The sequence below is a fragment of the Streptomyces sp. NPDC059454 genome (genome assembly GCF_042749965.1).
GTDB lineage: Bacteria > Actinomycetota > Actinomycetes > Streptomycetales > Streptomycetaceae > Streptomyces.
In genome coordinates this window covers 1-10,443 of sequence record NZ_JBHYVC010000108.1, presented here as the reverse complement: position 1 = coordinate 10,443, position 10,443 = coordinate 1, and the positions used below count along the sequence as shown (strand labels likewise).

Annotated in this window: 9 protein-coding genes and 1 riboswitch; of the genes, 1 reads left to right on the top strand and 8 read right to left on the bottom strand. The window is 70.8% G+C overall.

Annotation, left to right across the window (positions count from 1 at the left end; genetic code table 11):
• Positions 1 to 45: 45 nt before the first annotated feature.
• From ACFXAE_RS35535 to ACFXAE_RS35525, 3 genes are all read right to left on the bottom strand, one after another.
• A complete protein-coding gene (locus tag ACFXAE_RS35535; RefSeq protein WP_384723638.1) occupies positions 46 to 831 on the bottom strand; it encodes an SGNH/GDSL hydrolase family protein in 786 nt (261 codons plus the stop codon).
• 204 nt (positions 832 to 1,035) lie between these two features.
• Positions 1,036 to 1,974, bottom strand: coding sequence for a peptidoglycan DD-metalloendopeptidase family protein (locus tag ACFXAE_RS35530; RefSeq protein WP_384723632.1), 939 nt, complete (start codon positions 1,972 to 1,974; stop codon positions 1,036 to 1,038).
• A 4-nt stretch (positions 1,975 to 1,978) separates the two neighbouring features.
• A riboswitch (cyclic di-AMP (ydaO/yuaA leader) is annotated at positions 1,979 to 2,137 on the bottom strand.
• Positions 2,138 to 2,453: 316 nt separating this feature from the next.
• A complete protein-coding gene (locus tag ACFXAE_RS35525; protein WP_384723635.1) occupies positions 2,454 to 4,571 on the bottom strand; it encodes an alpha-galactosidase in 2,118 nt (705 codons plus the stop codon).
• Between the two features lie 127 nt (positions 4,572 to 4,698).
• On the opposite strand from ACFXAE_RS35525, the gene ACFXAE_RS35520 reads away from it, so the two are divergent.
• Positions 4,699 to 5,496, top strand: a complete 798-nt coding sequence (locus ACFXAE_RS35520; protein WP_384723629.1) for a tyrosine-protein phosphatase — start codon at positions 4,699 to 4,701, stop codon at positions 5,494 to 5,496.
• 9 nt (positions 5,497 to 5,505) lie between these two features.
• On the opposite strand, the gene ACFXAE_RS35515 is transcribed toward ACFXAE_RS35520, so the two are convergent.
• From ACFXAE_RS35515 to ispG, 5 genes are all read right to left on the bottom strand, one after another.
• On the bottom strand, positions 5,506 to 5,634 hold the full coding sequence (locus tag ACFXAE_RS35515) for a DUF6126 family protein (protein WP_384723626.1): 129 nt from the start codon (positions 5,632 to 5,634) through the stop codon (positions 5,506 to 5,508).
• Complete coding sequence (locus ACFXAE_RS35510; RefSeq protein WP_384723623.1) at positions 5,631 to 6,254, bottom strand: helix-turn-helix domain-containing protein; 624 nt, start codon at positions 6,252 to 6,254, stop codon at positions 5,631 to 5,633. The genes ACFXAE_RS35515 and ACFXAE_RS35510 overlap by 4 nt, the downstream gene beginning before the upstream one ends.
• A 75-nt stretch (positions 6,255 to 6,329) precedes the next feature.
• Positions 6,330 to 7,733: an aspartate aminotransferase family protein gene (locus ACFXAE_RS35505; protein WP_384723621.1), complete on the bottom strand. Its 1,404-nt coding sequence runs from the start codon at positions 7,731 to 7,733 to the stop codon at positions 6,330 to 6,332.
• On the bottom strand, positions 7,730 to 9,643 hold the full coding sequence (gene dxs, locus ACFXAE_RS35500) for a 1-deoxy-D-xylulose-5-phosphate synthase (RefSeq protein ID WP_384723618.1): 1,914 nt from the start codon (positions 9,641 to 9,643) through the stop codon (positions 7,730 to 7,732). The genes ACFXAE_RS35505 and dxs overlap by 4 nt, the downstream gene beginning before the upstream one ends.
• 31 nt (positions 9,644 to 9,674) lie before the next feature.
• Positions 9,675 to 10,443, bottom strand: a 769-nt coding sequence (gene ispG / locus ACFXAE_RS35495) for a flavodoxin-dependent (E)-4-hydroxy-3-methylbut-2-enyl-diphosphate synthase (RefSeq protein ID WP_384723615.1), incomplete at its 5' end; no start/stop codon positions are given.

Genomic DNA, 10,443 nt, shown 5'->3' with positions numbered 1-10,443 from the left:
GTCCGGCACCGCGGTGCCGGACCGGCCGCACCCGACGGACGGCTCTCACGCCACCGAGGCGATCCGTACCTTGATGTCGTCCGGCGACAGCGCCCCCTTGGCGATCACGTGGTCGCCCGACGACTCCCCGCGCAGCCGGCGGCCGATCCACGGCACCAGGTACTCGCGGGCCCACTGGACGTCGTCCCGCCGGATGTCGAACGTGCCGCGGGGCGGCAGGGGCGGCCAGGCCTGTTCGGGATCGGCGGGGGTCTCCAGGCCGAGGGCCTGCCCGGCGCGGAGCGCGACGCGGGTGTGCCCCTCCGGTGACAGGTGCAGCCGGTCGGCGTCCCAGGCCCTGCGGTCCTGGATGCTCTTGAGGGACCACAGGTCGAGCACCGGGCAGCCGTAGCGGTCGGCGACGGCCCGCACGTGCCCGTTGTACGTCGCGATCTTGCCGCGCAGGTGCTTGAGCAGGGGCATGCCACGGGTGTCGAAACCGGTCGTCACCAGCACCGTGCCGGACACGGCCGTGAGCGCGGCGATCGCCCGCTCGAACCGCTCGGCCACCTCGTCCGGGTCGCTGCCCGGGCGGAGGATGTCGTTGCCGCCCGCGCAGAACGAGACCAGGTCGGGGGCGAGTTCGACCGCCCTCGGCAGCTGGTCCGCCACGATCTGGTCCAACAGCTTTCCGCGCACCGCGAGATTCGCGTACTGGAAGTCGCCCTCGGGCCGGAGGTCCGCGAGAAGCACGGCGAACCGGTCGGCCCAGCCGACGAACGCCCCGTCGGGGCCGGGGTCGCCGACGCCCTCGGTGAAGCTGTCCCCCACCGCCACGTACGACCCGATCACTGCTCTGCTGTCACTCTTCGAATCGTCTGCCACAACCACTCATGATTCACCTTCGAATGTGACCTACGCGACCGTAAGGAGGGGTTGACGTGCGGTGAGATAAGACACTTTCAAAATGTTGGCCAATTCCGGAATACGCCGATGGCCGGACCCGGGATCGGGGTCCGGCCATCGGCGCGCGTGTCAGGAAGGTCGCGTCGGGGGTCAGCCGATGGAGACGCCCTTCGAGCCGAGGTAGGCGACCGGGTCCACGTCCGAGCCGTAGTCCGGGGTGGTGCGGATCTCGAAGTGCAGGTGCGGGCCGGTCGAGTTGCCGGTCGAGCCGGAGAGGCCGACCTGCTGGCCACCGGTCACGGTCTGGCCGGCCGAGACGGAGAGCGAGGACAGGTGGGCGTACTGGGCGTAGTGGCCGTCGTCGAGCTTGATGACGACCTGGTTGCCGTACGCGCCGGCCCAGCCCGCGGAGACGACGGTGCCCGCACCGACGGCCTTCAGGGAGGTGCCGGTCGGGACGGCGAAGTCGACGCCGGTGTGGTAGCCGCTGGACCACATGCTGCCGGCCACCTTGTAGGCGGTGCCGAGCCCGGCGCCGGGCACCGGGGAGCTGTAACCGGAGGTGCTCGTGGCCTGGTCGGTGCTCGTGGTCTGGGTGGAGGCCGCCGAGGAGGGCTGCTCGGCGGGCTGCTCCGCCGGCTGCTCGGCCTTCTGCTCCGAGGCCTGCGGGGCCTGCGTGGCCTCGGCGGAGGACGGCTCCTGCGGCGTGCTCGCGGCGGCCGCGCCGTCGACGGAGAGCTTCAGACCGGGGTGGATGAGCGCCGGGTCGTCACCGATGGCCTCGCGGTTGTCCGTGTAGAGCTGCTTCCAGCCACCGTCGACGTTCTCCGTCTCGGCGATCTTCGCGAGGTAGTCGCCGGCCTTCACGGTGTACGTGCGGGCCTCGTCGCCCTTTTCGGCGACGGTCTTCTGACCGGCGGCGGAAAGGGACTGGACGGCCTTTTCGGGGGCGGTCTGCGGCGTGGCGGCGTGCGCGCCGGTGGCGCCGAGAAGCGGCAGGGCGAGTGCGGCGCCACCGGTTCCGGCGACGGCGATGGAGCGGGTGAAACGCTGGGTCCTGGTACGGCGGTGCTTACCCTTCGCGGGCATGTCGAATTCCTCTCCGGCGCCTACGAGGTGAGCTGTCGGGTTCGGACTGGAGATGCCCGGCCGCGCTGTAGCGCGGCTTAACCCCAAGCCGTTCCGGGAACCGGAACAGGCAGTCGTACCTGTGGGTCCCCCGTTCCTGCCGTGGACGGGTCAGTGTGTGCGGGCTCCGGGCGGCGGCAGGATTAGGCGTCCGTCCGGATCGGTGGTGAACGTAAGCGACCCGGACGCGAAGGAACAAGCGCGAGGTTCACCGCGAACAGGTTTTTCCGTGATCCAAAGGCGGAATTGACGTCACCGAGCGTCAGCCGGGATTCCCTTCCCGCACGAATTCCCTTGTCACCCCCCAGAATTACGTGAGCATGACGACAACACATCGTCACGAATATGACGATGCTCACGCACCCCTTCCCCACCCCCCCTTCTTTCGGGGCATGTTATGGCGAATCAGCCTAATCGGACAGAACGCCTGAACCGTCGGATCACAGGCGTCGCAACCGCACCACCGCGGCGTCCAGATCCCCCCGCAGGCCGGTGCGCAGCCCGTGGTGCAACAGAAGGGCGCCTCGGTGCGTTTCGCCGGTTTCGCGGCATTCGTACGTTGCCTCCGGATCGAGGCCGCGCAGCCGGAGCGCGGGGACGGGCTCTCCGTAGTGCTGCGCCTGGAGGCAGGCGAGAACGACGGTCTCGTCGCCGAGGACGTACTGCACCGCGCTCAGCCCGCCCTCCGGAGGGCGCAGCCGGTAGAGGTCGCCGCGCTGGACGACGGGCCGGATCTCCTTGTAGAGCGCGACCCACTCCCGCGCCTCGGCGAGCTCCTCCCCGGTCCACCGCGCGAGGTCGCCGCCGACGCCGAGCACCCCGGCCATGGCGCTGACGAACCGGAAGCGCAGCGAGCTGACCCGCCCGTTGAGCATCGCGTTCGGGCTGTCGGTGACCCAGGCGGCCATCACCCGGGCCGGGTGGAGCTGGCTGAAGCCGTGCTGGACGGCGAGCCGGTCGAGCGGGTCGGTGTTGTCCGAGGTCCACACCTGGTCGGTGCGGGAGAGGACGCCCAGGTCGATCCGCCCGCCGCCGCCCGAGCAGGATTCGAAGGCCACGCCCGGATGGGCCGCCCGCAGCCGGTCCAGCAGGGCGTACAGACCCCGCACGTGGTCGGTCCACAGCCGCTGCGGATACGGGTCGTCCGGCCAGCCGACGTCGGTGAAGGAGCGGTTGAAGTCCCACTTCACATAGTCCACGGGAGCGCTGGAGAGCAGCCCGTCGAGCTGTTCCCAGAGGTACTCCCGGACGTCGTCCCGCGCGAGGTTGAGGACCAGCTGGTTGCGCAGCTCCGTACGCCGGCGGCCCTGCTGGAACTGCACCCAGTCGGGGTGCGCCCGGTAGAGATCGCTGTCGGGGTTGACCATCTCCGGCTCGACCCAGATGCCGAACTGCATCCCGAGTCCGTGCACATGGTCGGCGAGGGGCTTCAGACCGCCCGGGAAGCGGTCCGGGTTGGGCGTCCAGTCGCCGAGCCCGGCCCGGTCGCTCGTACGGGCCCCGAACCAGCCGTCGTCGACGACGAACAGCTCGACGCCCATCGCGGCGGCCCGCTCCGCGAGGGCCCGCTGCTGCTCCTCCGCGATGTCGAACTGGGTGGCCTCCCACGAGTTGAACAACACCGGCCGGTCCCGGTCCGCGGCGGGGATCACATACGTCCGCTGATAGGCGTGCCAGGCGCGGCTGGCGCCGCCGAAGCCCCCGTCGCTCCACAGACCGGCGAAGACCGGCGTGACGTACGTCTCCTGCGTACCCAGCATCAGCAGGCCGGAGTCGTCGTGTCCCGCGCCGCCGGTGATCTGCACGCGCGCGTCGGGGAGTTGGGCGACGCCGATCCGCCAGGAGCCGGACCAGCCCAGCGCGCAGCCGTAGACCTCGCCGCGCTCCTCGGTGGCGTCGGTGTCGAGCGCGACCCAGGGCAGATGGTGGTGCCCGGTGTGGCCGCGGCGGCTGCCGATGACCTTCTCGCCGTAGGTGAGCGGAGCACTTGTCAGCCGGGACTCGGCGGCCCAGCGGCCGTGCAGCTGGGACAGCCGCCAGTGCTCGCGTTCGGGCAGGGTCCAGGTCGCGGAGTCGGCGCGCAGGAGTTCGACGGCGGGGCCCCGGTTGTGCAGGGTCACCCAGCGTTCGATCACGTCGTCGCGCATCCGGTAGTGCAGGGTGACGGTCAGGTCGCCGTCGCGAAAGCGCAGGCGCAGTTCGCCGTCGTCGCTCTCGTGGCCGTCGAAGGTCCACTCGGTGCCGCGCCGCCCATCGGCGGTGCGTACGGACAGGGCGGGCCGGGTGAAGCGGGGGCCGCCCTCGACCGGGTACTCCTCGCGCCCGTCCAGTCGGGACTCGAACGAGCAGTGTTCCGGCGTCGGACGGGCGGCGAGGGCCTCCGCGTCCGCGAGCGCGATCCTCGGACCCCAGTGCAGATGCACCAGCTCGTCACGGTCGGTGACATGCAGCGCGTATGCACTGGCCGGCCCCGACAGGAGCCATGTACGACCGTTTTGGGAGACCTGCGCCACCCGAACCTCCAACAGACCCGAACAGATACGATCAGACAACAACATCATCAGGGATATGGGGGCGGCCGGGCAATGCCTGTGGACAACTCATTGCCCCAGGCAGGCATGTCGTATCGTCAAGTGGTGCCCGTCGACGAGCCCCGCCGACGGCGCCGAGTGGGAGGAGTCCTTCGTGACGCAGCAGATCCCGTCGACCGAACCCGAGCTGGCCGGAGTACGCAACTTCCGCGACGTGGGCGGACTGCCGACCGTCGACGGTCGGCGGGTGCGGCATGGGGTGCTGTTCCGCAGCGGCCATCTCGCCCACGCGACCGCCGAGGACGCCGCCTTCCTGTCCTCGCTCGGGCTGCACACGGTCTTCGACTTCCGCAACGCGGCCGACCAGAAGCTGGAGGGGCCGGACGTCGCGCTGCCGGGCGTGCGCAATGTGAACCTGCCGCTCAGCGACCCGGCGGACGGCGCCGAGTTCTGGAAGATGGTCCGCGACGGCGATCTGGAGCAGCTGCGCTCGATCCTCGCGGACGGCAAGGGCGCGGACCGGATGATCAGCTCCTACCGGCTGATCATCAAGGAGCGCACCGCCGAGCACTCCCAGGTGCTGCGCTCGCTCGCCGAGGACAGCGTCCCCGCGCTGATGCACTGCGCGGCGGGCAAGGACCGCGCGGGCCTGTCGGTGGCGGTGACGCTGCTCGCGGTGGGCGTCGAGCGCGACGCGATCGTCGACGACTACCTGAAGTCCAACGCCAAACACCGCCGCTACAAGGTGCACCGCAGCGGCGGCTCCGCCTCGGCCTACTCCCCCGAGGTCATGGAGCTGCTCAGCCCGCTGTTCGACGCGCGCGCGGAGTACCTGTCGGCGGCCTTCGAGACCGTCGAGGAGACCTGGGGCGGTGTGGACCCGTATCTGGAGCAGGCGCTCGGGCTCACCCCCGAGGCCCGGGAGCGGCTGCGCGAGCGCCTGCTCGACTGAGACGGGCGCCTACTTCTTCGGAGCGATCTCGAAGAGGAAGTAGATGAAGGCCGCGAAGAGGTGTCCCACCACGATGTAGATGAACAGCCGCACCCACAGGGCCCGGGGGAGCTTCTCTTCCATGTCTCTGCCGGTCATGTCGCTTCTCCGTGGATCGGGCCCAGGCACAGCGCGGCCGTGGGACTCTGCAGCAGGGTGTGGACGAACAGCAGCTCGACCCCGTCGGGGTCGGATGCGGCGATACGGTGCGGGGTCAGCGAGTCGAAGTGCGCGCTGTCGCCCGGGGCGAGCCGGTGCACGGTGTCCCCGAGGCGCAGCCGCAGCCGCCCCTTGAGGACGTACAGCCACTCCTCGCCGGGGTGGACGCGCACGATGTCGCCCTGGGAGCCGTGCGGCACGTGGACCCGCAGGGCCTGCATGCCGCGCCCGGCGGCACCGGCCTGCCAGTACGTCCAGCCGCCCGCCGCCGTGGACTCCATGTCCGCGGCGCGCACCACGGCGTCCCGGCCGGCGGCCGACTCACCGAGCAGCTCGGAGACGGTCGTACCGTAGATGCGGGCGAGGGAGAGCAGCATCGGCAGCGAGGGCTGGCGCTGTCCGGTCTCCAGCCGGGAGAGATGGGCGGGCGACAGACCCGCGTCGCGGGCGGCGGCCTCCAGGGTGAGGGAGGCCCGTCGCCGCAGGGCGCGCAGCTGCGGCGCGACCACGGGGAGCGCGCCGGCCGGTTCGGCCGGCGGCCCGGTCTCGGAGGAGCTCATGCCTCCATTGAGCCCCGAATTTGCCCCGCGGGCAATTTCCTTGCCTCTGAGGCAAACCCGGTGCGGGTGCGAGGGTCAGCGGTGGGCGACGGCCTGTTTCACCAGCGTCCTGCCGAACTCCCACACCAGGCCGCCGTCGTGCGCGTCGTCCATCACCGCGGTGAAGGCGTCCACGAACCGGTGCACGTCCCGCTCGTCGATGATCAGCGGCGGGATCAGTTTGATCACCTCCAGGTGGTCGCCGGAGACCTGGGTGAGGATGCGGTGCCGTTGCAGCAGCGGCACGACCACCATCTGCGCGAAGAGTCCCTTGCGGGCGGCCTGGAGCATGGTCCAGCGCGAGCGCAGCTTCAGTGACCGGGGCCGGCCGAACTCGATGCCGATCATCAGGCCCCGGCCGCGGACGTCGGCGAGCAGCTCGTACTTCCCGGTCAGTGCGGCCAGCCGGGTGCGCAGCAGCTCGCCGGTGCTCCGGACGTGGTCGACGATCCGCTCGTTCTCCATGACCGACAGCACCGCGAGGCCCGCCGCCATGGCCTGGGCGTTGGCCCCGAAGCTGGCCGAGTGGACCAGCACCCGGTCCATCGACGAGTAGACCTTCTTGAAGATCCAGTCCTTGCCGAGGGTGGCGCCCACCGGCACGTACCCGCCGGAGAGCGCCTTGGCCACGCACACCAGATCCGGCTCGACCCCCGCCTCGTGCTGGTAGGCGTAGAAGTCACCGGTCCGGCCCAGCCCGGTCTGTACCTCGTCGGCGATCAGCAGCGCCCTGTGCCGGTGCAGCAGCTCCTGCGCGGCCCGCAGATAGCCGGGCGGTGCCTCGTGCACGCCCTTGCCCTGGATCGGCTCCACGATCAGCGCGGCCACGTCCCCTTTGCGCAGTTCCCGCTCCAGCGCGTCGAGGTCGCCGAGCGGTACGGCCGTGTCGGGCAGCAGCGGGGCGAAGCCGTCCCGGAAGCCGGACTCGCCGTTGACGGAGAGCGAACCGGTGGTCAGGCCGTGGAAGGCGTGCTCGCAGTACAGGACGCGCGGTTTTCCGGTCGCGTACCGGGCGAACTTCAGGGCGCCCTCGACCGCCTCCGTGCCGCTGTTGCCGAAGAACACCCGGTCCAGGTGGGGGCTGTGCGCGAGCAGCCTCTCGGCCAGCAGGCCGGGCAGCGGCTGGCAGTCGAAGCGGGTGAGGTCGGCGAGGGAGGCGTCCAGGACGTCGTGCAGCGCCTTGCGGACCACGGGGTGGTGGCGGCCCAGGCCCATCACCCCGAACCCGGCGAGCATGTCCAGGTGGTCGTTGCCGCCGGCGTCCCAGAAGTGGGCGCCCTCCGCGCGCTCGTAGACCTTGTCGAAGCCGATGGTGTGCAGCATGCGCGGGAGCTGGTGGTTGAGGTACCGGGTGTGCAGCTCGTAGCGCTCGGCTCCGCGTTCGGCCAGCAGCGCGCCGAGGTCGAACTCGCCGGTCCCCGACGATTCCGCGGTGGTCATGCCTGGGGCTCCTGTGGGTCCGGTGACTGTTTCGCGAACTCTTCGCCGACGGCGAGGCTCGCGCTGATCCGGCCGGCGATCTCGACCGGGGTGAGGCCGATGTCGGCGAGTACCTCACCGCGTTTGGCGTGGGCGAGGAACTGCTCCGGAATGCCGAACCGCCGCACGGGCACGTCGACCTCGGCGTCACCCAGCGTCAGCGCCACCGCCGAACCCACCCCGGCCGCACGGCTGTTGTCCTCGACGACGGCCACCATACGGTGCCCGGCGGCCAGGCGCGGAAGGGCCGGGTCGACGGGCTTGACCCAGCGGGGGTCGACCACGGTGCACCCGATGCCGCGCGCTTCGAGCAGTCCGGCGGCCTGGAGGCAGACCGGCGCCATCACGCCGACGGCCACCAGGAGCACCTCGGAGGTGTCCGCCCGGTGGAGTACGTCCATGCCGCCGACGCGGTCCAGCGCGGGGACCGCCGGGCCCACGGACTCCTTGGGGAACCTGAGCAGGGTGGGCGCGTCGTCGACGGCGACCGCCTCGCGCAGTTGGGCGCGGAGCTGGCCGGCGTCGCGGGGCGCGGCGATGCGCAGACCGGGGACGACCTGGAGGACGGACATGTCCCACATGCCGTTGTGCGAGGGCCCGTCGACGCCGGTGACGCCGGCCCGGTCCAGGACGAAGGTCACCCCGCAGCGGTGCAGCGCCACGTCCATCAGCAACTGGTCGAAGGCACGGTTGAGGAAGGTGGCGTAGACGGCGACGACCGGGTGCAGGCCGCCGGCCGCCAGGCCCGCCGCGGACACGGTCGCGTGCTGCTCGGCGATGCCGACGTCCCACACCCGGTCCGGGAACCGCTCGGCGAAGGCGCCGAGGCCGACCGGGTGCAGCATGGCGGCGGTGATCGCGACCACGTCCTCGCGTTCCTCGCCGATCCGGACGATCTCCTCGCCGAAGACGGAGGTCCAGGACGGTCCGCCGGACGGGGCGAGGGGTGCGCAGGTGAGCGGGTCCATCACGCCGACGGTGTGGAAGTGGTCCTCCTCGTGGGCGAGGGCGGGTTCGTAGCCGCGGCCCTTCTCGGTGAGGCAGTGGACCAGGACGGGTCCGTGGAAGCGTTTGGCGCGGCGCAGCGCGGACTCCACGGCCTTGATGTCGTGGCCGTCGATCGGGCCGAGGTACTTCAGGCCGAGGTCCTCGAAGAGGCCCTGCGGGGCGAAGGCGTCCTTGAAGCCCTTCTTCGCGCCGTGCAGTGCCTCGTAGACGGTGGGACCGACCACGGGAGTGCGCTGGAGTACGTCCTTGCCCCAGGCCAGCACGCGTTCGTAGCCGTCGGTGGTGCGCAGGGCCGCGAGGTGGTTGGCGAGGCCGCCGATGGTGGGGGCGTAGGAGCGTTCGTTGTCGTTGACGACGACGATCAGCGGCCGGTCCTTGGCGGCGGCGATGTTGTTCAGCGCCTCCCAGGCCATGCCGCCGGTGAGGGCGCCGTCGCCGATCACCGCGACGACATGGCCCTTCTCCCCCCGCACCTGGCGGGCCTTGGCGAGTCCGTCGGCCCAGCCGAGGGCCGTGGAGGCGTGGCTGTTCTCGATGACGTCGTGCTCGGACTCCTCGCGGGAGGGGTAACCGGAAAGACCGCCCTTGCCGCGCAGCTTGGAGAAGTCCTGACGGCCGGTCAGGAGCTTGTGGACGTAGCTCTGGTGGCCGGTGTCCCACAGGATGCGGTCGACGGGCGACTCGAAGACCCGGTGCAGGGCGACGGTGAGCTCCACCACCCCGAGGTTGGGTCCGAGATGGCCGCCGGTCCTGGCGACCGCGTGCACCAGGAACTCCCGGATCTCGTGGGACAGTTCGCCGAGTTCCGCCTCGGACAGCGCCTTCAGGTCGCGCGGTTGCCGAATGTTCTCCAGGATCGTCACGCTCGGGCCCCCTTCGAAGATTCCGTGCTGTTCAGCTCACGGTGACGGCCGGCTCCCCCGACGCGATGCCGTTCTTCTCCATCTCCTCGGCGATCTTCATCGCCTCCTCGATCAGCGTCTGGACGATCTTCGACTCGGGCACGGTCTTGATGACCTCGCCCTTCACGAAGATCTGGCCCTTGCCGTTGCCGGAGGCGACGCCGAGGTCGGCCTCGCGGGCCTCGCCGGGGCCGTTGACGACGCAACCCATGACGGCCACCCGCAGCGGGACCTCCATGCCGGTGAGGCCGGCGGTGACCTCCTCGGCGAGCTTGTAGACGTCGACCTGGGCGCGGCCGCAGGACGGACAGGAGACGATCTCCAGCCGCCGCTCCCTCAGCCCCAGCGACTGAAGGATCTGGATGCCGACCTTGATCTCCTCGACCGGCGGAGCCGACAGCGAGACGCGGATGGTGTCGCCGATGCCCTCGCTGAGCAGCGCCCCGAAGGCGACGGCCGACTTGATGGTGCCCTGGAACGCGGGTCCGGCCTCGGTGACGCCGAGGTGCAACGGGTAGTCGCACTGGGCGGCGAGCTGCCGGTAGGCGTTGATCATCACCACCGGGTCGTTGTGCTTCACGGAGATCTTGATGTCCCTCAAGCCGTGCTCCTCGAAGAGGGACGCCTCCCACAGGGCGGACTCGACGAGCGCCTCGGGGGTCGCCCTGCCGTACTTCTGGAGCAGGCGCCGGTCCAGCGAGCCGGCGTTCACGCCGATGCGGATCGGGGTGCCGTGGTCCTTGGCCGCCTTGGCGATCTCC

Bases quoted from the DNA above. Each gene is read 5' to 3' on its own strand.
- ACFXAE_RS35505 (WP_384723621.1), bottom strand. From the start codon at position 7,733: ATGACCACCGCGGAATCGTCGGGGACCGGCGAGTTCGACCTCGGCGCG.
- ACFXAE_RS35530 (WP_384723632.1), bottom strand. From the start codon at position 1,974: ATGCCCGCGAAGGGTAAGCACCGCCGTACCAGGACCCAGCGTTTCACC.
- ACFXAE_RS35510 (WP_384723623.1), bottom strand. From the start codon at position 6,254: ATGAGCTCCTCCGAGACCGGGCCGCCGGCCGAACCGGCCGGCGCGCTC.
- ACFXAE_RS35515 (WP_384723626.1), bottom strand. From the start codon at position 5,634: ATGACCGGCAGAGACATGGAAGAGAAGCTCCCCCGGGCCCTGTGGGTG.
- ACFXAE_RS35525 (WP_384723635.1), bottom strand. From the start codon at position 4,571: ATGTTGTTGTCTGATCGTATCTGTTCGGGTCTGTTGGAGGTTCGGGTG.